Annotated in this window: 17 protein-coding genes; 6 read left to right on the top strand and 11 right to left on the bottom strand. The window is 72.4% G+C overall.

Going from position 1 to position 22,181, the window contains the following annotated elements:
- The first annotated feature begins 525 nt into the window (after window positions 1–525).
- Window positions 526–1,053 carry a Fur family transcriptional regulator gene (locus tag KRH_RS02645; protein ID WP_012397624.1) on the top strand — a complete coding sequence of 176 codons (528 nt, stop codon included), beginning with the start codon at window positions 526–528 and terminating at the stop codon, window positions 1,051–1,053.
- Window positions 1,046–2,569 (top strand): catalase, encoded by a 1,524-nt coding sequence (locus tag KRH_RS02640; RefSeq protein ID WP_012397623.1) that lies wholly within the window; start codon window positions 1,046–1,048, stop codon window positions 2,567–2,569. The genes KRH_RS02645 and KRH_RS02640 overlap by 8 nt, the downstream gene beginning before the upstream one ends.
- A gap of 286 nt (window positions 2,570–2,855) precedes the next feature.
- Here KRH_RS02640 and KRH_RS02635 read toward each other — a convergent pair whose 3' ends face one another.
- On the bottom strand, window positions 2,856–4,319 hold the full coding sequence (locus KRH_RS02635; protein ID WP_012397622.1) for an SseB family protein: 1,464 nt from the start codon (window positions 4,317–4,319) through the stop codon (window positions 2,856–2,858).
- Window positions 4,320–4,541: 222 nt separating this feature from the next.
- Here KRH_RS02635 and KRH_RS02630 point away from each other — a divergent pair, with 222 nt between their 5' ends.
- A complete protein-coding gene (locus KRH_RS02630) occupies window positions 4,542–6,023 on the top strand; it encodes a DUF6882 domain-containing protein (protein ID WP_012397621.1) in 1,482 nt (493 codons plus the stop codon).
- A gap of 49 nt (window positions 6,024–6,072) precedes the next feature.
- Window positions 6,073–7,011: an EamA family transporter RarD gene (rarD, locus tag KRH_RS02625; RefSeq protein ID WP_012397620.1), complete on the top strand. Its 939-nt coding sequence runs from the start codon at window positions 6,073–6,075 to the stop codon at window positions 7,009–7,011.
- Between the two features lie 93 nt (window positions 7,012–7,104).
- On the opposite strand, the gene KRH_RS02620 is transcribed toward rarD, so the two are convergent.
- From KRH_RS02620 to KRH_RS02605, 4 genes are all read right to left on the bottom strand, one after another.
- Entirely contained in the window at window positions 7,105–7,401 is a 297-nt protein-coding gene (locus tag KRH_RS02620) for a methionine/alanine import family NSS transporter small subunit (RefSeq protein WP_012397619.1), read from the bottom strand.
- Window positions 7,398–9,167 carry a sodium-dependent transporter gene (locus KRH_RS02615; protein ID WP_041297294.1) on the bottom strand — a complete coding sequence of 590 codons (1,770 nt, stop codon included), beginning with the start codon at window positions 9,165–9,167 and terminating at the stop codon, window positions 7,398–7,400. Before KRH_RS02615 ends, KRH_RS02620 begins: the two co-directional genes overlap by 4 nt.
- A gap of 94 nt (window positions 9,168–9,261) precedes the next feature.
- Complete coding sequence (locus KRH_RS02610) at window positions 9,262–10,311, bottom strand: polyprenyl synthetase family protein (RefSeq protein ID WP_081431577.1); 1,050 nt, start codon at window positions 10,309–10,311, stop codon at window positions 9,262–9,264.
- A gap of 22 nt (window positions 10,312–10,333) precedes the next feature.
- A complete protein-coding gene (locus KRH_RS02605; RefSeq protein WP_012397616.1) occupies window positions 10,334–11,605 on the bottom strand; it encodes a geranylgeranyl reductase family protein in 1,272 nt (423 codons plus the stop codon).
- A gap of 155 nt (window positions 11,606–11,760) precedes the next feature.
- Here KRH_RS02605 and KRH_RS12565 point away from each other — a divergent pair, with 155 nt between their 5' ends.
- Together KRH_RS12565 and KRH_RS02595 are read left to right on the top strand one after the other, a co-directional pair.
- Complete coding sequence (locus tag KRH_RS12565) at window positions 11,761–13,341, top strand: isochorismate synthase (protein ID WP_012397615.1); 1,581 nt, start codon at window positions 11,761–11,763, stop codon at window positions 13,339–13,341.
- A gap of 74 nt (window positions 13,342–13,415) precedes the next feature.
- Window positions 13,416–14,186, top strand: a complete 771-nt coding sequence (locus KRH_RS02595; protein ID WP_012397614.1) for an ABC transporter substrate-binding protein — start codon at window positions 13,416–13,418, stop codon at window positions 14,184–14,186.
- Between the two features lie 9 nt (window positions 14,187–14,195).
- Here KRH_RS02595 and KRH_RS02590 read toward each other — a convergent pair whose 3' ends face one another.
- The 6 genes from KRH_RS02590 to KRH_RS02565 form a co-directional block, all read right to left on the bottom strand.
- Window positions 14,196–14,933, bottom strand: a complete 738-nt coding sequence (locus KRH_RS02590; RefSeq protein WP_012397613.1) for an SDR family oxidoreductase — start codon at window positions 14,931–14,933, stop codon at window positions 14,196–14,198.
- A 225-nt stretch (window positions 14,934–15,158) separates the two neighbouring features.
- Window positions 15,159–17,162, bottom strand: a complete 2,004-nt coding sequence (gene menD / locus KRH_RS12560) for a 2-succinyl-5-enolpyruvyl-6-hydroxy-3-cyclohexene-1-carboxylate synthase (protein ID WP_012397612.1) — start codon at window positions 17,160–17,162, stop codon at window positions 15,159–15,161.
- A 113-nt stretch (window positions 17,163–17,275) separates the two neighbouring features.
- Window positions 17,276–18,616, bottom strand: coding sequence for a sulfate adenylyltransferase subunit 1 (locus KRH_RS02580; protein WP_012397611.1), 1,341 nt, complete (start codon window positions 18,614–18,616; stop codon window positions 17,276–17,278).
- Between the two features lie 2 nt (window positions 18,617–18,618).
- Window positions 18,619–19,554 (bottom strand): sulfate adenylyltransferase subunit CysD, encoded by a 936-nt coding sequence (gene cysD, locus KRH_RS02575; RefSeq protein WP_012397610.1) that lies wholly within the window; start codon window positions 19,552–19,554, stop codon window positions 18,619–18,621.
- On the bottom strand, window positions 19,536–20,399 hold the full coding sequence (locus KRH_RS02570) for a phosphoadenylyl-sulfate reductase (RefSeq protein WP_012397609.1): 864 nt from the start codon (window positions 20,397–20,399) through the stop codon (window positions 19,536–19,538). The genes cysD and KRH_RS02570 overlap by 19 nt, the downstream gene beginning before the upstream one ends.
- Window positions 20,396–22,108, bottom strand: a complete 1,713-nt coding sequence (locus KRH_RS02565) for a nitrite/sulfite reductase (protein ID WP_041297293.1) — start codon at window positions 22,106–22,108, stop codon at window positions 20,396–20,398. Before KRH_RS02565 ends, KRH_RS02570 begins: the two co-directional genes overlap by 4 nt.
- Window positions 22,109–22,181 lie beyond the last annotated feature (73 nt).

Raw genomic sequence — 22,181 nt, 5'->3', positions numbered from 1 at the left:
CCCCGTCTCCCGCAGGGCAGCCCGCCCGGCCGGGAGCCGCTCTTGCCCTCCATGTGCCGCGTGATGCGTCCCCTTACTGACCGCGGCACCGGATCGTCGGCCCCAGAGCGATCGGGCCGTCCGGAATCGCGTGCAGCCCGCACGCGATTCACTGTGTAGACACGCGGGTGGGCGGATCGTGACGCGGTTCGGGAAAACTTTTTTTCGGGGCCTCATGGCGACGCCGCACGGCCGGGCCGCGGGGTCCCGCACCTCGTCTGTTCCGCCCCTCCAGCGGAGCGCCCCGCGCTCGGGGTCCAGCCGGGCCGCCGGCGCGCTTGCCGCCGGCCTCAGCCCCCGCAGCCCGGGCGCCGGTTCCAACCCCGGTTCCGGCCGGCCTCCGGCATGCGCTCCGGCCCGTTGTCCGTCCCGTGTGGGTGCCCTGACCCGAGCGCGGCCCCGCCCCGGAGCCCGGTGTGATCACGGGTGCGAGCGGGATCACACCACCTATTGTGAATTGCTCAGAATAAGGCTAGGCTCGACGCCATGGAGACCACCGCCGAGATCTCATCGCATCCCTCGCGGGAGGAGTGGACCTCGCACCTGCGCTCCCACGGGCGCAGGGTCACCAGGCAACGTCTCGCGGTGCTGGATGCCGTGGACGCTGTGCCGCACGCCACGGCGGAGGACACGGTCAAGCAGGTCCGCTCGGTCCTGCCCAACATGTCCGTGCAGTCCGTCTACGTGGTCCTCGCGGACCTCGCGGCCATCGGCATGGTGTCCAAGTTCGAACCGCCCGGATCTCCGGCGCGGTACGAGATCCGCACCGGTGACAACCACCACCACGCGTACTGCATCCACTGCGGCGTCATCCAGGACGTGCCGTGCGCGGTGGGACACGCCCCGTGTCTCACGCCTTCGCAGGACCACGGCTTCCAGCTGCTGTCCGCGGAGGTGGTGTACCGGGGGGTCTGTCCGCAGTGTCAGCAGGACATCGCGGCAGGCGCCCTCGAGGCGCAGCAATTCCCATCTTCCGTCGGATCCCATCCATCACCCAGGAGGAACCATGTCTGACACCACTCCCCACGAGCGCGGACTGCGCGAGACCGGGTCGTTCACCACCACCCAGGAGGGCCTGCCGGTCCCCACCAACGCGGACGCGCACTCCCTCAGCGTGGGCGCGGACGGGCCCATCGTGCTGCACGACTCCTACGTCGTGGAGAAGCTCGCGGCCTTCGACCGTGAGCGCGTCCCCGAGCGCGTGGTCCACGCCAAGGGCGCCGGCGCCTTCGGCGAGCTCGAGATCACCGAGGACGTCTCCCAGTACACCAAGGCCGCCGTGTTCCAGCCGGGCACCAAGACCCCCATGCTGGCGCGCTTCTCCACCGTGGCCGGCGAGCAGGGCTCGCCGGACACCTGGCGCGACCCCCGCGGCTTCGCCCTGAAGTTCTACACCACCGAGGGCAACCTGGACATCGTGGGCAACAACACCCCGATCTTCTTCGTCCGCGACGGCATCAAGTTCCCGGACTTCATCCACTCGCAGAAGCGTCTGCCGGGCTCCGGCATGCGTGACAACACCATGCAGTGGGACTTCTGGACCCAGTCGCCCGAGTCCGCCCACCAGGTCACCTACCTGATGGGCCCGCGCGGCATCCCGAAGGACTACCGCCACATGAACGGCTACGGCTCCCACACCTACCAGTGGAGCAACGAGGCCGGCGAGCGGTTCTGGGTCAAGTACCACTTCATCTCGGACCAGGGCACCGAGGGCCTGACCGGCCCGGAGGCCGAGGAGATCGCCGGCAAGGACGCCGATGCCCACCGCCGCGACCTCTACGAGTCCATCGAGAAGGGCGACTTCCCGTCCTGGACCATGTACGTGCAGGTCATGCCGTACGAGGACGCCAAGACGTACCGCTTCAACCCCTTCGACGTCACCAAGACGATCTCCAAGAAGGACTACCCGCGCATCAAGGTGGGCAAGTTCACACTGAACCAGAACCCGCTGAACTACTTCGCGCAGATCGAGCAGGCGGCGTTCTCCCCCAGCAACACCGTTCCCGGTGTGGAGATCTCCCCGGACAAGATGCTCATGACCCGCGTGTTCTCCTACCCGGACACGCACCGTCACCGCATCGGCGCGAACTTCGCGGACCTGCCCGTGAACTTTCCGTACCGCGCGGAGCAGAACTCGTACTCCCAGGACGGGCCCATGCGGTACACGTTCAAGCACCCGAACCAGCCGGTCTACGCGCCCAACACCCAGGGCGGCCCCGTGGCCGGTGCGGGCCCCGCCGTGGCGGACAACATGCGGTGGGAGTCCGACGGTGAGCTGCTGCGCACCGCCGCCACCCTGCACTCCGAGGACGACGACTTCGGCCAGGCCGGGACCCTCTACCGCGAGGTGTTCTCCGACGAGGAGAAGGCCGAGGCGGTCGAGAACATCGCCGGGCACGTGGGCGACGTGATGGACGAGACCATCAAGGAGGCCGCCTTCCAGTACTGGGAGAAGGTGGACCCCGAGCTCGGCCGCCGCGTGCGCGAGGCCGAGGCCCGCAACTCCGGTTCGGACGCCTACGGCATCTGATCCGCTCGGGTGGGCCGGTGCCCCGGCACCGGCCCACCCACCGGGCTGACACCACGCAGGCCCCGTTCCCGCTCCGGCGGGCACGGGGCCTGCGTCACACCCGGGCTACGTCATATCCAGTCTGCGCCGTCTCCTGTCTGCGGCGTCTCCGGGATGAGGACTGCGCGAGGCGCGTGCCTCCCCGGGGCGCCGGTCCGCATCCCGCCGCGAGCAAGCGGTGCGGACCGGCGTCGCGCTCCGGTCCGGCACCCTGGCCCCTGGCGGCGTTCCCGACCGCGGCGTCGCCCTAGTTCGCGGCGTCGCCCTGGTTCGGCGCGGCAGCCTGCCCCGCGGCGTCGTTGGCTGCGGCTGCGCCCGGGCCCGGGCCCGCTTCGCCGCGCTGGTCCGCGGCCGTGGCCTGCTCACGCTGGGCGATGAGCTCGAGCATCTCGCGCAGCTGCTCGGTGGGCAGCGTGGCCACCGGCGCCACGGCGTTGAGGCAGATCGCGGCGGCACCGGCGTCCAGCGCGAACTGGAGGATCTGCCGGGACGGTGCCGAGCGCACGGTCAGCGCCGGGTCCAGGGCAGCGACCTCCGCGGCCGAGGTGAACACCAGCAGCGTGTCCGGGGCGGCCCCCTCCTGCTCGGGCTGGAGCATCACCGGCAGGGCGTCGTCCCCCTGGTCCCGGGTGCCCAGCATCAGGTGCCCCTGCGGGTTGAACAGCGCCCCCAGCAGGTTGGCCATGTTGTCGTCCAGCAGGGCCTGCTTGAGGGGCTCGTTGTGCGGGGAGCGCGTGACCCACTCGATCTGCTCGCGGGAGATCCGCGTGGCGTGCCCGGAGGACGGGTCCACCACGATCTCGTCGTACTGCTCGTCCTGCGCCACCATCGCCAGCATGGCGCTCGCGCGCTGGCGCAGCAGCACGGGCTCGCCCATGTGGGGGTTGCGGTTGCTGCTCGCGAACATCTGCCGGGCCTCGTCCGTGCTGGTGTACACCGCCAGGCAGCGCTTGCCGTCCGCCTGGGTGACCGTCTGCACGCGGATGTCGGACTTCGGGCCCACGGGCTGGCCGTCCTCCCCCGGGACCAGCTCGGACCCGGAGACGTCCAGCAGCACGATCCCCGCGAGGGCCTCCCGCAGCACCCCGGCCAGGGCCCGGTCCCCCGGTTCCCGGGACCACGCCTCGGCGGCGGCCCGCAGCCGGGGGTGCACGTCCCCGTGGGCGTCGTCCGACTCCGGCTCCGCGAACGGCAGCTCGACGCCGGCCCCCTGCGCGAGCTCCACGGCCCACAGCGGCGTGCGCTCCTGGGTCCTGGGGAACGCGCTGAGCTGCGTGAGCACGTCCTGCGCGGTGTAGGGGCCCTCCTGGGCGTACGTGTGGGGCTCGTCGTGCACGTGGTAGGACGCACTCGTGTGCAGCGTGGGCTCGGGCCAGTCCCGGGCGGCGAGCGTCAGGGACATGGAGAACCAGCTGCCGCGGCCGGGCACGTAGCACGCGCGCTGCAGCTCGGAGAGCACCTCCAGCACGGGGCTGTCCTCCTTGATGGGCCCGGCGGCCCCGGGGATCACGGTGCCCGCACGGTTCTCGATGACCCGCAGGTGCACCCGCCCGCCCTGCGGCTTGAACTCCACGAGCATGGAGTCCCACCCGGGCTCGGTGCGCAGCACGGACATGACCCACTCACCCAGGCGGGTCACGAGGTCTCGCTCACCACCGGCGGAGGTCTGCCGTGCGGTCGGGTCCGAGGCGGGCTGGGGTGCGGAGCTCATGTGGTGTCAGTGTCCCTTCGACCCGATCGCTGCGGGTCCGCTCGACGTGTGGTCACGTGCGGCACCGGGGCCCCGGGCGCACGCACGCCCCAGCCTAGCCAATGTGGGGCACGTCACCGGGGTGGCCGCCGCGGTGCCGGGCGTTCCCCGGCCCTGCCACCGGGGGGCGGTGCCCGGGTCCGGGGCGCTGTGGGAGTCGGCGCCAGTTGTTAGCCTGGGCCCATGACGAAAACTTTGCAGGAGCTGATCGACGAGTCGATCTTCATCTCCACCGAGTACCAGGCAGTGCTGGCCGAGCTGTCCCAGGGTGCGGATTGGGACGTGGACTTCTCCGCGCCGTCGTTCACCCTGCAGACCACCCCGCCGGTCACCCTCACCCCGTACCTGCTGGGCACCGAGTCCGCGGCCCGCGGGTCCTTCGTGTGGTGCTGGCAGGAGCTGGGGCACTTCAACCCGGAGGTGGTCTCCGCGGCGGTGCAGGCCAAGCAGGCCGGTGAGCGCCACGAGGTCCCGGAGCTGAGCACCGCGGAGCTGACCCTGCAGGACGGCCTCGCACGCCGTCTCACGCTGGCCGCCAAGGCCGCCACCGGCCTGTACGCGCACTACCCCGCGCGCGCCGGGGGCAACATCACCGCGTGGCTGCTGCTGGACGGCCCGCAGTTCGAGCTGCCGCGCCTGACCGAGCAGCGGATGATGCAGGTGATCGGCGAGTCCCTCACCACGGACACCGCGGTGGACCACAACCTGGCCGTGGCCAGCTACGCCAAGCTGCGCGGCGCGCACGTGGAGTGGGACACGGACGCCACGTGCGTGGTCACGGTCCACGACGGCGCCCAGCGCTTCTGGTTCGACGACCACCAGATCACGGGCGTGGAGCCGGCCGAGCCCTCCGTGGGCGAGGACGAGCTGCGCGAGCTCGAGCGCCGGGCCGAGGCCCTGCGCGCGGCTCTCGCCGAGGACCGCCGCGCCGCCGTGACCCAGGCGGAGCGCCTCGGGGAGCAGCAGCGCGCCGAGGCTGCCGAGCGCAAGGTGCGCGAGCGCGAGGAGGCCGCCGCGGCGGCGTCGTCCGCGCCCGCCGCTGAGGAGGAGCCGCTGCCGAGCGAGCTGTCCCCCGAGGACATCGAGGCGCCGGAGCCCGAGCAGCCCGAGGGGGACGTCGCCGTTCCCGCGAGCCGTGTGCGGGACGCGGACCTGCCCTTCGACCAGGAGCCCACCGGCCCCGCCGAGCCCGGCCGCGTGGAGACCACCGTGCTGCCCGGTTCCGAGGGGACCCTCACCGCGGGCCCGCAGGCCTCCCCGCACCCCAACACCACCGCCATGTCCCGGATCCCGGACCCGGACTTCGCCGCGACCCAGCCGGGCACCTCCGAGGAAGGCCCCGCCGCGGAGACCCGCACCGGGGCGCCCGTCGAGACCGGCCGTGGCGCGGACGCCGAGCAGCGCACCGCGCGCGAGGCAGAGGTCTCCCCCGCCGTCACGCGGGAGGAGGTCCGCACCGAGCGCGCGGTGTCCGAGGACCGCGTGGAGCGCGAGACCGTCGAGGAGACCGTGGTGGAGCGCGAGACCGTCGCGGGCCCGGGTGCCCCCGAGGACGACCTCTCCGCCCCCGCCGTGGTGGACGGCCAGGAGGTCGAGACCAACGAGCAGGCCGAGCGCAAGGGCCGCAAGAAGCGCGGTTTCCTGAGCCGTTTCTTCGACCTGTAGGCCCCACCGCGCGTTCAGCGCCCCTCGTCACCGGCGGTAGGATGCTCCGGTGAGTAACGAGATAACTTCCGGCCCGGATCCCGACCAGCACCGTCGGGGCCGGGCCGGAGTCGGCTACGGCTTCGGGGCCTACGCCATCTGGGGTCTGCTGCCCCTGTACTTCGTGCTGCTGGCACCGGCCACCCCGTACGAGATCGTGGCCATGCGCGTGGTCTTCTCCCTGCTGTTCTGCCTGCTGCTGCTCGCGGCCACCCGGGGTCTGCGCCAGTACGGGCGGCTGTTCCGGGACCGCCAGGCGGTACTGGCCCTGACCGTGGCCGGTGTGCTGATCGCGGGCAACTGGCTGCTGTACACGGTGGCCGCCACCACGGGCCACACGCTGGAGGCGTCCCTGGGGTACTTCATCAACCCCATCGTGGCCATCCTGCTGGGCGTACTCGTGCTGCACGAGACGCTGCGGCCCCTGCAGTGGGCTGCCATCGGGGTGGGGGTGGTCGCGGTGCTCGTGATGGCCGTGTTCTACGGCGCCATCCCGTGGCTGTCCCTGGGGCTCGCGTTCACGTTCGGCTTCTACGGCCTGGTCAAGTCCCGCCTGGGCGCGCGCTACCCCGCGCTGGTCACGCTCGCCGCGGAGACCACCATGATCACCCCGCTCGCCCTCGTGGCCGTGGGAGTGCTGGGTGCGGCCGGGCAGATCACCCTGGTCTCCGAGGGGCCCGGGCACTTCCTGCTCCTGCTGGCCGCGGGCGTGATCACCGCCGTGCCGCTGCTGCTGTTCGGCGCGGCCGCCTCCCGCCTGCCGCTGAGCACTCTGGGGATGATCCAGTACGTGGCACCGATCGGCCAGTTCATCCTGGCCATCGCCCTGTTCCACGAGGAGATGCCCCCGCAGCGCTGGGCCGGTTTCGTGCTCGTGTGGATCGCCGTGGTGCTGCTGGTGCTCGACGCCGTCCGCGCACCGCGCGCACCCCGCCTGCCCCGCCGCTGAGCGCGGCTGCCCGCCACCCGGCCACGGTGCCGGGGAGGCACGAAGGCCACCCCGGACGCCGTGTCCGTGGTGGCCTTCGTCGTGCGGTGCGGGTCAGCCGCGGTGGCCCGGAGCCCGCTCGGTCCCCGGTGCGCCCGCGGCGTCCGCCGCGCTGCGCTGACCGGTGCGGGCGACGTCGCCGTCCCCCGCGCGGTGGGTGACGTCACCGTGGGCGGGGACGCGGGCGGCGTCGTCCTGCGCCGTGCGGCCGTCCGCCTGCTCGCCCTCGGCGGGGGTGTCGAGCTCGTCCACCTGCTCCGGGGAGCGCTTGATGTTGACGAGCGCCAGGACCAGCCCGCCCCACACGAGGAGCATGGCCACGACCATCATGACGACTGCGGAGGTGTTCATGAGAGTTCTCCTTCGGAGGTGCGGGTCGCGGTGCCCGCAGAGGCGGTCTGCTGGGCGGCGCCGTCACCGGCGGGGGTGCGGGACCACGGCATGGTGCGCTGCACCACGGTGCCGCGGTCGATGGCGCGCAGGGAGAAGTCCTGGTCCAGCGCGGCGGTGCGCCCGGCGGTGTCCGGGTAGTGGGTCAGCGAGCGCTGCTCGGCCAGGGCCTTGCGGTCCAGGTAGGCGTCCTGCACGGACGGTGCGGGGCTCGTGAATGCCTCACTGGTGCGCCTGCTCCACGGCAGCTTGGACAGCAGGTAGGAGATCACGATCAGCCCCACGGCCATGCCCCACCCGAAGACGTTCACGAACCACTGCGGCATGTCGTTGTAGCCTTCGGCCACGGTCTGGGTGAGCTGGTCGATGAGGATGTAGCCCAGGATCACCGGGGTCACACCGCCGGCCATAATCATCCAGGTGCGTCCGAGCTTGAAGGAGGACACCGAGTTGATGTGGTCGCGCAGCGTGGGCAGCGCGGTGAACCCGGAGGTCAGCAGAAGCACGGACATCAGCGCGGCGGCCACGATGCCGAAGTTGTTGACGAACGCGTCCACCACGTCCAGCAGGTTCAGGCCCGTGGTGGTGGGGAAGAACAGCAGGGACACCGCGGCCAGCGGCAGCACCACGAGGGCCACGGCCGCCGGGCGGGAGAGCCCGAGCTTGTCACGCACACCGGCCACGATGACCTCCACGATGGAGATCAGGGACGTGAAGCCCGCGAAGGCTAGGGCGCCGAAGAACAGCACGCCGATCAGCGTGCCGAACGGGGCCTGGGAGATGATCGCGGGGAACGCGATGAACGCGAGGCCGATGCCGGAGGTGGCCACGTCCGCGACCTGGGTCCCGGACGCGGTGGCCATGAAGCCCAGGGCGGCGAACACGCCGATACCGGCGAGGATCTCGAAGGACGAGTTCGCGAAACCGACCACGAGCGCGGAGCCGGAGAGGTCCGAGCGGGGCTTGAGGTAGGACGCGTAGGTGACCATGATGCCGAAACCCACCGAGAGGGAGAAGAAGATCTGCCCGTAGGCCGCGACCCACACGGAGGAATCACCCAGTGCGGACCAGGACGGGGTGAACAGGGCGTCCAGACCCGCGGCGGCACCCGGCAGCGTCAGGGCCATGCCCACCATGATCAAGAACATGACCACGAGCAGTGGGATCAGCACCACGTTGAGCTTGCCGATGCCGTTCTGCACGCCCATCATCAGCACCACGAGCAGCACGAGCCACGCGATGGCGGTGGCGATGAACACCGGCCAGATGAAGTCGAAGCCGATGGTCACGGTGTCCGAGACCTTCATGTAGTCCTTCATGAAGAAGGAGGAGGGGTCGTCACCCCACGCCTTGCTGAAGGAGAACACGGTGTACTGCATGGCCCAGCCGATGATCAGCGCGTAGTAGATGGCGATGACCACGCAGATGCTCAGCTGCCACCACCCGATGGTCTCGAGTTTGGGGTGCAGCCGTCGGAAGGACAGCGGGGCGGACCCGCGGTAGCGGTGACCCACCGCGTAGTCGAGCATGAGCAGCGGGATACCGGCGGTCAGCAGGGCCACCAGGTAGGGGATGATGAAGGCGCCGCCGCCGTTGTCGAACGCGACGTACGGGAAGCGCCAGATGTTGCCGAGACCCACGGCGGAGCCGATCGCGGCGAAGATGAACATGGTGCGCCCGGAAAATGCTTCCTTGGCGGCGCCGCCACGTGCTTTTTCTGTGGACATGAGTGACCTCACACGGGAAGAGTTCCCTTAGGCGCGCGTCCGGAGGGTCGGTGGCGCGCGAGTGGCTGGTGAATTCCTAAAGCTTACTGAGAACTCAGCCGTTGCGGTGGACCACCGCGTGGGCGAATTCGATCAGTGCCGCCTTGGCCACGGACTCCGGCAGGGGTGCCAGTGCCTCGATGGCCTCGTCCGCCCACCGGTTGGCGATCTGCCAGGCCTCGGCGGCCGCGGGATGGTCCGAGACGGCCGCCACGGCGGTGGCCAGGGCGGCGTCGTCGGTGAGGTCCCCGTCGATCAGACGGAGGATGTTCTGGGCGGAGGCCGCGGCGGCGGGGTTATCGCCGGCGGCGTCGCGGCGCAGCAGGAGCACTGGAAGGGTGTCCACGCCCTCGCGCAGGTCCGTGCCGCGGGTCTTGCCGGAGACGTCCGGGTGGCCCGTGAGGTCGATGATGTCGTCCGCGAGCTGGAACGCGAGGCCCACCTTCTCGCCGTAGACCACCATGAGGTCCACCACGGAGCGGGGTGCCCCGCCCAGCAGCGCGCCGTACTGGCCGCTCGCGGCGATCAGGGAGCCGGTCTTGCCGGCGATCACCTCAAGGTAGTGCTCCAGGGGGTCCTGGCCCTCGGCGGGGCCGGTGGTCTCGCGCAGCTGCCCGATCACGAGCCGCTCGAAGGTGCTGGCCTGAATCATCAGGGACTCCTGGCCCAGGGCGGAGACCATGGCGGAGGCGCGGGCGAAGATCATGTCCCCGGTGAGGATGGCCACGGTGTTGCCCCACACGGTGTGCGCGGTCTCCACGCCGCGGCGCATGGGCGCGGAGTCCATGACGTCGTCGTGGTAGAGGGAGGCCAGGTGGGTGAGCTCCACGACCACGGCGGCCTCGATGACGTCCTCGTTGACGGAACCGGCCACCTCCGCGGCGAGCAGCGCCAGCAGGGGGCGGACCCGCTTGCCGCCGGCGGCGAGCAGGTGGTGTGCGGTGACGTCTGCGAGCTGGTCCGAGGAGCGCACGGACTCCCCCAGCCGCTGCTCCACGCGTTCGAGGGAGCCCAGCATGAGGGGCCCCAGGTGGGGGTCCTGGGCAATGAGCTCAAACCCTGCGGGCAGGCGCAAGGTGCCATCGAGGCGGCTGGGTTCAGTCACGGTCCACCACTCTATCGACAATTCAGCGCGCGGGTGTCAGCGCGTCGAGCACCGCGATGGCGCGGTCGGTCACACTGCGGGCGGGGGTGTCGGAGAGCTCGGTCATGAGCTGCACGGCGAAGCGCATCAGCGCGGGCACGCGCATCCCGGCGCGCACCGCCGCGGAGAGGAGCGCGGGGTGGCCGATGAGCTCGGCGAGCGCCCGGCCCTGAGTGAAGTGGGCGCCCCACTCGGCGCGCACGAGCTGCGGGTACCGCGCGAGGGCGTTCTCGCGCTGCTGGGCGCCGTTGGCCGCGGCGGCGTCGAGCACGCAGGACGCCGCGAAGAGCCCGGACTCCATGGCGTTGGAGATCCCCTCGCCGTTGAACGGGGAGACGAGCCCGGCGGCGTCGCCCAGGAGCATGAGCCCTGGGACGTAGTGGGGGGTGCGGTTGCCGGCCATGGGCAGGGCCGCGGAGCCGATCCGGCCCACCTGGTGCTCGGGATCGAAGGTCCAGTCCGCGGGCATCGAGGCCACCCAGTCCCGCAGCACGCAGCGGTAGTCCAGGGTGCCGAAGGCGGGCGAGGTGTCCAGGATGCCGAGCCCCACGTTGGCGGTGCCGTCCCCCACGCCGAACACCCAGCCGTAGCCGGGCAGCAGCGGGCGGGCGGGGTCGGAGCCGTCCTGCAGCTCGAGCCAGCCCTCCATCCAGTCCAGCGCGGAGCGCGGCGAGCGGTAGTACGTGCGCACGGCCACACCCATGGGGCGGTCGGTGCGCCGGTGCAGTCCCGCGGCGATCGCCGTGCGGGTGGAGTTGCCGTCCGCGGCGAGCACGAGGTCCGCGGTGTGCTCCTCGGTCTCGGCGGTGCGCCGCCCGGTGGCGGGGTCCATCACGGTGGCACGCACGCCCACCACGCGCCCGGTGCCGTCCCGCAGCACGTCCTTCACGGCGCGGTGCTCCACGATCTCCGCCCCGGCCCGCTGCGCGTGGCGCACGAGGTCCTCGTCGAAGCCCGTGCGCGTGCGCACCAGCCCGTAGGAGGGGAAGTCTGTGAGCTCGGGCCACGGGAACTCCACGGTGCGCCCGGCCGCCACGAGCCGCAGCCCGAGGTTGCGCGTGTAGCCCTCGGCCTCGCCGTGGGGCAGGCCCATGAGCTGCATCTGCCGCACCGCGCGGGGCGTGAGACCGTCCCCGCACACCTTCTCCCGGGGGTAGCCGGTCTTCTCGAGCACCGTCACGCGGATGCCCTGGCTCGCGAGCCAGTACGCCGCCGTGGCGCCGGCGGGGCCACCCCCGCTGATCACTACCTTCACTGCGCCGCAGCCCTCCGCGTTCTCGTCCGTGCCGGGGGCGCACCGGCAGCGCGCGCCCCTCCTGGGATCCGGCGTCCATTGTGTCACTGCCCTCCGACGCCGCCCGCCGCCCCGGCGGCCACCCCGGCGCGCCGCGCGTCCTATGCTGGTGGGCGATGACACCCGAGTTCCCCGCGCCCCGTCTGAGCGCGCTCACCCTCCCCCTCTCGGACGTCCCCGCCGCCGCGGACCTCGCGCGCGATCCGGACGTCCGCCGCCTGCTCGCCAGCCCGGACCCGGCCACGTGGATCGTGCGCGGCCGGGGTCTCGTGGGCCTCGGGCGCGCCGCGGCCTTCCGGGTGCGCGGGGGCACGCGGTTCACGTCCGCGCGCGTGTGGTGGGACGCCGTGCGGGACGCCGCCCGGGTCACGGACCCGTTCGCGCTGCCGGGCACCGGGCTGCTCGCCTTCGGGGCGTTCGCGTTCGCGCCGTCCTCCACCGTGGACTCGGGCCTCATGGTCCCCGAGCTGGTGGTGGGCACCTCGGACGACGCCGCCTGGGTCACCCTCATCACGTCCGACCCCTCCCCCGCGCCCTCGGACGTGGACGCCGCGTGGCGGCGCCTCGCGCGCCTCACCCCCGCCGCGCACGACGCCGCCGCCCCGGCCTCCGACGCAGCGTCACCATCCGTGCGGGCCGGGTCCACTGACATCGATGCCCCGGCCGCACGCGCGGGCGCTACCGCGGAAACTCCCCGTGACGCCGCGGCGCGCAGTGACTCTGGCAACGCGTCTCCCGAGGCCGCGACGGGCCGTGCCTCCGCCGACCCGGTCCGCGAGGTGACGGGGGCCGCGGAAGGTGGCGCAGCGGCGTCGTACCCCGCGGCGGTGCCCGGTGCGCTGGACGAGCAGCGCTGGATGGCGGCCGTGGCGGACGGTGTGGGGATGATCCGCGCCGGGGAGCTGGACAAGCTCGTGCTCGCGCGGGACGTGGTGGTGGACACCGGTGCGGACATCGAGCTGGGTGCGGTGCTCGGGACGCTGAGCGAGCGCTTCGACACGTGCTGGACGTACTGCGTGCGGCTGGGCGGGGAAGGGTCCCCGAACGCCGGCCGGCTGCTGGGGGCCACCCCGGAGATGCTGATCCGCGTGCACCGCGGCACCGCCACGGCGCGCGTGCTGGCCGGGACCCTGGACCGCCAGGACCTCCCCGAGGGGGCGAACCCCGAGGACTTCGCGGGCACCGAACTGGGCGGCTCCGACAAGCAGCAGCGCGAGCACCGCTTCGCCGTGGACTCGCTGATCGCGGGACTGTCCCCGTACGCGGACGAGGTCTCCGGCGGGGAGCGGCCCTTCATCCTGGCGCTGCCCAACGTGTGGCACCTGGCCTCGGACGTCACCGCCCACCTGCGCACCGGCGTGGACGGCACCCTGCCCTCCGCGCTGGAGCTCGCGGAGGCCGTGCACCCCACCGCCGCCGTGTGCGGCACGCCCACCGAGACCGCGGGGGCCGTGATCGAGGACCTCGAGCGCATGGACCGCGGCCTCTACGCGGGTCCGGTGGGCTGGCTCGACGGCGCGGGCAACGGCGAGTGGGGCATCGCCCTGCGCGGGGCGGTCCAGCTGGACGGGCACCGCGCCCGGGTCAGTGCCGGCTGCGGGATCGTGGCCGAGTCCGACCCGCGCGCCGAGCTCGCCGAGACGTGGGCGAAGCTGCGGCCCATGCTGGAGTCGCTGCCCGCGCGCGGGCTGGGGTAGCGGGCCCGGCCGGGGCCCCGGAGCCGCATAGTACGATCGCCACAGGTCCAGGCCACTCAACGAGGAGCCCCCCCATGCCCGCTCCACGTCGCATCGCGTCCGCGGTCGCCGCTGTCTGCGCCGCGGGCATGGCGGTGACCGGCTGCGGCACCTCCTCGGGTGACCGTTCGGAGGAGAGCCGCTCCCCCGAGGCCTTCCGGGTGTGCACCAACTCCCCCTACGCCCCGTTCGAGTTCGAACGCGACGGCCAGACCGTAGGCTTCGACATGTCCCTGGGCCACGAGATCGCCCGGGACATGGGCCGCACCCTCACCGTGGTGCAGGCGGACTTCCACACCCTGGAGTCCGGCGCCGCCCTGAACGAGGACCGCTGCGATGCCGCCATCTCCGGGATGACCATCACGGACCAGCGCCGCCAGGTGGTGGACTTCTCGCAGCCCTACTTCAACGACCAGATCGCCCTGCTGACCACCAGGAACTCGGGCATCACCGGATTCGACTCGGTGGGGAAGAACACCGTGGGGGTCCAGCACGCGACGTCCGGCGAGCAGTACGCGCGGGACAAGAAGCTGCGGGTGCGCCGGTTCGAGGACGTGGGCCGGATGTTCTCGGCACTGGAGGACGGTCAGGTGAAGGCGGTCTCCGGCAACATCTCCACGCTCTCCCGCCAGGCCAAGGACCGCCCGGAGCTGCGCCTGGTGCAGACGGTGGACACCAACGAGAACCTGGGCATCGCGGTGAAGAAGGGCAACACCGAGATCCTGGACGCCGTGAACCGCACCCTGGACCGGGTCCGCACGGACGGCACCGTGGACTCCCTCAAGGAGGAGTGGATGGGCCTGTAGCCCTCCCGCTCAGCGCATCCCGGAGGGGCGCACGGAGATGACCTCCACCTCGGAGGTGCGCTCGGCGTCCACCGCCATGCGGACCGCCGCGGCGATCTGCTCGGGCTGGATCCACTCCTCCGGGCGGTACTCCCGGCCCATGTACTCGTGCAGCTGCTCCTGCATGTCCGTGGCCACGCGGCCCGGGTGGACCGAGGCCACGCGCACGCCGTGCTCGCGCTCCTCCTCGCGCAGGGCGTCCGTGAACGCGCGCAGCGCGAACTTGGTGCCCGAGTACAGCGCCGCCGACTTGTTGGACGTGAACCCCGAGCCGGAGTTGATGGCCACCACGTCCCCCTGCGCGGCGCGCAGCTCGGGCAGGGTGAGCCGGGTCAGCTGCGCCACGGAGATCACGTTCACGTCGAAGATCTGCTCCCACATCTCACGCGGGGCATCCGCCACGAGGGACTGCGGTGCGATGCCCGCGGAGTGCACCAAGACGTTCAGGGCGCCGAACTCCTCGCGCAGGGGCGCCCACGCGGCGGCCGCCTGCTCGTCGTCGGTCACGTCCGCCACAAACGGGCGGGTTCCGGGGCCCACGCCGGCGAGCTCGGCGCGCAGGCGCTCGACGTCCTCGGCCGAGCGGCCTCCCACGAACACCACGTGGTCGGCGGCGAGGTCCCGGGCGATCGCGCGGCCGATGCCGCGGGTCGCGCCCGTGACCAGGGCGGTGCGAGGGGTGCTCTGCTGTGCGGTCTGTTCACTCATGACGCCATGCTAACGAGCGGCCCCGCACCCTGCGCCAGCGGGAGCACCGCCGCAACCGGCAGAGGCGCCGCCGCGGCCGCGGGTCGGGTGCGGGCTCAACCGACGACCGGCAGGCACGCGCCGGTCCACGGCCTCCACGGCCCGCTGTGGTCTTCTGCGGCCCTCGGCAGCACGACGCCGCCCGGTGCGGGCGGTCTCCCGGGTTCGGCTCGGCCGGTGCTCGGCTCAGCCGCGCGCGAGGTGCTCCTGCGCGGCCCGCGCTCCCGCCTGCCGTGCCCCGGCGTTGAGGTCCCGCAGGGTGTCACGCGCCACGGGCACCTCGACCACCCGCCGCCCCACCACGGGCTCCGCGAGCACAGCGGTAAGGTCCTCGACCGTGTCCACGCGCACGTGCTCAACCCCGTACGCCGCGCACAGCTGCGCGACCCCCGCCCGGTGCGGAGTGCCGAAGAACCGCTCCACGGCTGCCGTGTAGCGCTCGTCCAGGCCCAGCCCACCGTGCTCGAGGGTCTGGAAGATGCCCCCTCCGGAGTCGTTGACCACCACCAGGTGCACGTCCGGGACCTGCTCCCCCGGGCCCACGAGCAGCCCCCCGGCGTCGTGCAGGAAGGTGAGGTCGCCCATCACGGCGCGCACCGGGCGCCCGGTGCCCAGCCCCACGCCGTGGGCGGTGGCCACCGTGCCGTCAATCCCGGCCAGGCCGCGGTTCGCGATCACGGGCACGGGTGTCTGCGCCCGCGCCACGAGGTCCACGTCCCGCACCACCGTGGAGGAACCCACCACCAGCACGGCGCCGTCCCGGCAGCTCGCGTCCCACACCGCGCGGGCCACGTGCAGCCGGGTCAGGTGCTCCTGGGTGTCCGCGTGGCGCAGCACGGCGGCGTCGGCGGCGTCCCCGGCCTTGCGCCACGCACCGAGCCAGCCCTCGGCCACGGTCCCGACGGCGGTTGCGGCCTCCGCGAAGCCGCGCACCTCGGTCTCGGGGCGGCGCCCCGGCTCGAACCACGGTGCGGGGTCCGGGCGCACCGCCACCACCTGCACGTCGGAACGCTTGAACAGGGCGGAGACCGCGCGGCTCAGGGTGGGCCGTCCCACGAGGACCACGGTGTCGATCTGCCGCCCCAGTGTGGTGTCCAGGAGGCTCTCGTAGGAGGCGATCGCCTCCCCCTCGCGGGCGTTCGAGGAGGGTTCAGCAAGCAGGGGGATGCCGTGTTCCCGGGCGAAGCGCGCGGCGGCCCGCCCGGCACCGTCGCCCGCGAAGACCACCGGGTGCGACGGTGCGGACGTCGGACCCGCCGGTCCCGATCCGCTGCAGTGGGACGCCTGGTCGTGGGGGCGCTCAGGGGCGGTTCCCTCGTACGTGCTGCTCTCGCGCGGCGCGGAGGAATCTCGCCGCGATTCCTCCGGGGGCACCCCGGCCCGGGCCCCCATCGGGGTCACGGAGGCGGGTGCCGCGCTCGACGCGGAGACCACTGCGGCCGAGTCGCGGGCCGGTGCGCCACCCATCGGGGCGCTGTCGGTCGACAGGTCGGCGGGGAGGAACGGTTCGGGCAGCACCGACCACGGGTGGGCCGTGAGTTCGGAGGGGCCGTCGGACCGGGTTCGGCGCAACTCTGCGGCCAGCTCCCGGGCCCAGTCCTTGAGGTGCTCGTGGTCCTCGTCCGAGACGGGGTAGAGGGGGTCCCGCAGCGCGATGTTGAGCTGCACCGGGCCCGGCGCGGCATCCCGGCTCCCAGCGAGCGCGGCGAGCGGGGCGAGCAAGGCGGCGTCGATCTCGGCGCGCTGCTCGGCCTCGGTCCCGGAGCCGCCCGGGGGCAGCACGTCCACCTCCGCGCGCACGAACGTGCTGAACAGTCCGGGCTGGCGCGTGGTCTGGTTGGCGCCGGTGCCGCGCAGCTCGGGCGGGCGGTCGGCGCTGAGCACCACCACGGGCACCCCCGCGTGGGCGGCCTCCATCACGGCGGGCAGCAGCTCCCCCACGGCGGTGCCGCTGGTGGTGAGCACGGCGCACGGGTGGCCCGTGGAGCGCGCGATCCCGAGGGCGGTGAACGCGGCGTCCCGCTCGTCGATCCGCACGTGCACACTCAGCGCACCGCTCGCGTGGGCAACCGCCGCGGCGTAGGCCAACGGCGCGGAACGGGAGCCCGGGGACACCACCAGGTGCCGCATCCCGCGCTCCGCGAGCGCGCGCAGAACCGTGGTGGCCGTGAGGATGCTGGGGGTGATCACCCTCCCGAGGGTACTCAGCCGCACCGACGCCGTCCGAGCGACCGACAGCGCCGGGCCCGGCACCCACCCGGCGGCACCGCGGGACGGGACCGGGCGGCGTCGTCAGGCGGGGGTCAGATGGCCCACTCCCCCGCGTCCGCGCGGAGGCTGCCGAGCACGCCCGGGGTGTGGACGCTGTCGTCCTGGACCATGCCCGCGGCCTGGGTGCGCCCGGACTGCGGGTCGATCAGCAGGAACGAGCCGAGCGCGTGGGACTGGGTGTACGGGGTGGTGAACAGGGGCTCGGCCACGCGGATGCTCACCCGCCCGATGTCGTTGAGCTCGAACGCGCCCACGGACTCTGCGGCGAGGCTCTCCAGGTTGAGCCGCCCGTCCAGCGAGCCGACGATGCCGCGGACCACGCGCGTGGTGTGCTTGAGCAGCACGCGCTGGCCCTCGCGCAGGGGGTTCTCGTCGTCCAACCAGCACACCACGGCGTCCACGGTCTTGGAGCCCCGCGGCACCGCGGCCGGTTCCGCGAGCAGGTCACCGCGGCTGATGTCGATCTGGTCCGCGAGGCTCAGCGTGACGGACTGCCCCGCCACGGCGTGCTCGGCGGGGGCGCCGGCCACGTCGATGCGGGTGACCGTGGTGGTGCGCCCCGCGGGCTGGACCGCCACGGAATCGCCCACGGCCACGGAGCCGGAGGCGATCTGCCCCGCGTAGCCGCGGTAGTCCGTGAACTCCGGGGACACCGCCGCGGACTGCGGGCGGATCACGGTCTGCACGGGCAGCGCGAAGGGTTCGGCGCTCGTGAGCTGGGCGGCGTCCGGGAGGTTCTCCAGCCAGCCCAGCAGGGACGGGCCCGCGTACCAGGGGGTGGCCTCGGAGGGCTCCACCACGTTGTCCCCGCGCAACGCGGAGACCGGGATGCTCTGCAGGTTCAGCACGCCCAGCTCGTCCGCGAGCGCGTGCAGGTCCCGCTCCAGTGCCTCGAAGGCGTCCTGGGCGTCCGGGACCAGGTCGATCTTGTTGACCGCCACGATCAGGTGCGGCACGCCCAGCAGCGCGGCCACGGCCAGGTGGCGGCGGGTCTGCTCCACGATCCCGTGGGTCACGTCCACCAGCACGATCAGGGCGTCCGCCGTGGACGCACCGGTCACGGTGTTGCGGGTGTACTGCACGTGCCCGGGGCAGTCGGCCAGGATGAAGCTGCGCGCGGGGGTCGCGAAGTAGCGGTAGGCCACGTCGATGGTGATCCCCTGCTCGCGCTCCGCCCGCAGCCCGTCGGTCAGCAGGGCCAGGTCCGCGGAGCTCAGACCGCGGGACTCACTGACCCGCTCGATGGCCTCCAGCTGGTCCACCAGGATGTTCTTGGTGTCGTGCAGCAGCCGCCCCACCAGGGTGGACTTGCCGTCGTCCACGCTGCCGGCCGTGGCGATGCGCAGCAGGCTCGCTTGGTTCTCGGTGCTCATCTCTAGAAGTAGCCCTCTCGCTTGCGGTCCTCCATGGCGGCCTCGGACACGCGGTCGTCCGCGCGGGTGGCCCCGCGCTCGGTGAGCGTGCTGGTCCTGACCTCGGCCAGCACGTCCTGCGCGGTGGCGGCCGGGGACTCAACGGCGCCCGTGCAGCTCATGTCCCCCACCGTCCGGTAGCGCACGGTGCGGGGCTGCACGGTCTCGCCCTCGCGCGGGCTCACGTGCTCGCCCACGGCCAGCCACATGCCGTCCCGGCTCACCACGTCCCGCTCGTGGGCGTAGTAGAGGGAGGGCAGCTCGATGCCCTGCTCGGTGATGTAGGACCAGATGTCCAGCTCGGTCCAGTTGGACAGCGGGAACACCCGCACGTGCTCCCCGGGGCGGTGGCGCGTGTTGTAGAGGCTCCACAGCTCGGGGCGCTGGTTGCGGGGGTCCCACTGGCCGAACTCGTCCCGCAGGCTGATGATCCGCTCCTTGGCGCGGGCCTTCTCCTCGTCCCGCCGGGCGCCGCCGTAGACCACGTCGTGGTGGCCCTCCGTGATGGCGTCCAGCAGGGGCACGGTCTGCAGCTGGTTGCGGGTGCCGTCCGGGCGCTCGGTGAGGCGGCCGTCGTCGAGGTAGTCCTGCACGGACGCGACCTCCAGGCGGATGTGCAGCCGCTCGACGGTGCGGTCCCGGAACTCCAGGACCTCCGGGAAGTTGTGCCCGGTGTCCACGTGCAGCACGGGGAACGGGATGGGTGCCGGCCAGAAGGCCTTGGCGGCCAGGTGCAGCATGACCACCGAGTCCTTGCCGCCGGAGAACAGCAGCACGGGGCGCTCACCCTCCGCCGCGGTCTCCCGGAAGATGTGGATGGACTCGGCCTCGAGCCGCTGCAGCTGGCTCAGCGCCGTCTCTGTGGGGGCAGTCGTGGTGCTCACAGGTGGATCCCGCATTCTGTCTTGCCCACACCGGACCAGCGTCCGGCGCGGGGGTCTTCTCCGGGGGCGACCTTGCGCGTGCACGGGGCGCACCCGATGGACGGGTAGCCCTGGCTCAGCAGCGGGTTGACCACCACCAGGTTCTCCTCGGCGTAGGCGACCACGTGGTCGAAGGTCCAGTCCACGATGGCGTTGATCTTGACCATCTGGTGGTGCTCGTCCCATTCCACGGGCGCGGCGTTGGCGCGGTGCGGTGTCTCCTCACGCCGCAGCCCGGTCACCCACGCCTCGTACCCGGCCAGGGCCTTGTCCAGCGGCGCGACCTTGCGCATCCCGCAGCACAGCCCCGGATCACGGTCGTGGAGCTGGGCGCCGTACTTCGCGTCCTGCTCGGGGACGGTGAGCTCGGGCAGCAGGGTGCGCACGTTCACGGGCCAGTCCCGGGCGAAGTCGTCACGGGTCTGCAGGGTCTCCGGGAAGTGGTAGCCGGTCTCCAGGAACAGCACGTCCACGTTCTTCAGGTGGGTGCTGACCAGGGCGGGCACCACGGTGTCCGAGGCCATGGAGCACGCCACCGCCAGGCGGGGCCCGAAGGTCTCCGCGGCCCACGCGAGCACCTCGTCCGGGTCCGCGTCCCGCGCGCCGAAGCGCTCACGCGCCTCCTCCACGAGGGCCTTGAGCTCCTCGGTGGAGCGGGTGCGCCCCGGCGAGACCCCCTGGGAGGTGGCCGGTGCCGCGGAGCCCGCGGGCGGCGTCGTCGTGCCGCGGGCGTCCAGGGTCGCGGCGGACGACGCCGCTGGGTCCCCGCCCTGCCCCGCGGCGAGCGGGTGCGTGGTGAGCTGGATGTCGGTGGCTGTCATCGAAGGGAATCCTCCTCGGCGCTCAGCGCCCATTCGGCGAAAGACTGTTCCGGGCCGCGCTCCCGCAGGAAGGTGCGGGTCACGCGCTCCACGTAGTCGGAGAGATCGTCTGCGGTGACCTTGAGCCCGCGCACGGTGCGGCCCAGGCCGCCCTCCTCGCGGTCGGTGGAGGCCAGCCCGCCGCCCAGGTGGACCTGGAACACGTACTCCTCCCCGATGTACTGGCCCTTGAGCCCGATGTCCGCGGTCTGGATGCGGGCGCACGAGTTGGGGCAGCCGTTGATGTGCAGGGAGATGGGCGTGGGGATCTCCACGTCCGCCAGGCGGTCCTCCATGTCGTCGATCACCCGGGCGGCCAAGCCCTTGGTCTCCACGAACGCGAGCTTGCAGAACTCGATGCCCGTGCAGGCAATGGTCGAGCGGCGGAACGGGCTGGGCTTCGCGTGCAGCCCCAGGGGCCGCACGGCCTCGATCAACCCGTCCACGTTGTCCTCGGGCACGTCCAGCACCAGCACCTTCTGGTGGGGGGTCAGGCGGATGCGCTGGGAACCGGCGGCCTCGGCGGCGTCGGCCAGGGCCACGAGCGCGTCCCCGGAGAGCCGGCCCGCGGTGAGCGCGAAGCCCACGTACCGGTTGCCGTCCACCTGCTCGTGCACGCCCACGTGGTCCGAGTGGCCCACCGCGCGCTCGGGGGCGGGGCCGTCCGGCAGCTCGAAGCCCAGGTACTCGTCCTGCAGCACCTGCCGGAACTTGTCCGGGCCCCACTCGGCCAGCAGGAACTTGAGGCGGGCCTTGGTGCGCTGCTTGCGGTAGCCGTAGTCGCGGAAGATTCCGCACACCCCGGCCCACACGGGCACCACGTTCTCACGGGAGACGAACGCGCCCAGGCGCTCGCCGAGCCGCGGCGCCACGGACAGCGCCCCGCCCACCCACAGGTCGTAGCCGGGGCCCAGCTCGGGGTGGTCCACGCCCACGAAGCTGACGTCGTTGATCTCGTGCACCACGTCCAGCGTGGGGCTGCCGGTGATCGCGGTCTTGAACTTGCGCGGCAGGTTCACGTATTCGGGGTTGCCGATGAACTCCTCGCGCAGGGCGGCGAGGTCCTCGCTGGGGTCGATGATCGCGTTCTTCTCCACGCCGGCCACGGGGCTGCCGAGGAACACGCGCGGGGTGTCCCCGCAGGCCTCCAGGGTGGTCAGGCCCACCGCGTCCAGCCGCTCCCACATCTCGGGGACGTCCTCGATGGCGATCCAGTGCAGCTGGATGTTCTGCCGGTCTGAGACGTCCGCCGTGCCGCGCGCGAAGTCCCGAGAGACCTCGCCCACCACGCGGGTCTGCTCGGTGCTCAGCTGCCCGCCGTCCAGGCGGATGCGCTGCATGAAGTACTCGTCCGAGAGGGACTCGGCGTCCAGCTTGGAGGTGTTCGCGCCGGCCACACCCTGCTTGCGCTGCGTGTAGAGGCCCAGCCAGCGGAAGCGGCCGTGGACGTCGTCCGCGGGAATCGAGGCGTAGCCCGTCTTCGAGTACGTGTCGATGATCCGCTGCCGCACGTCCAGCGAGTTCTCCTCCGCCTTGAACTCCTCGTTGTGGTTCAGGGGGGTGCGGCCGCTGACCTTCCACTGGCCCAGGTCCGTGCCCTTGCGGGGTCCGCGCACACGGCCGGACGCGCTCTTGGGGGGCGCTGTCCCGGTGTCTGTCGAGGTGGTCATGGCTGCTCCTTGGGTGAGAGGGAGGCGAGTCGCTCCAACGTACCGACCGGGCCACCCGGGCCCATACTTTCCG

The organism is Kocuria rhizophila DC2201, assembly GCF_000010285.1.
Classification (GTDB): domain Bacteria; phylum Actinomycetota; class Actinomycetes; order Actinomycetales; family Micrococcaceae; genus Kocuria; species Kocuria rhizophila_A.
The sequence above is the reverse complement of the archived record's forward strand: the minus strand, read 5'-3'. Positions and strand labels throughout refer to the sequence as shown.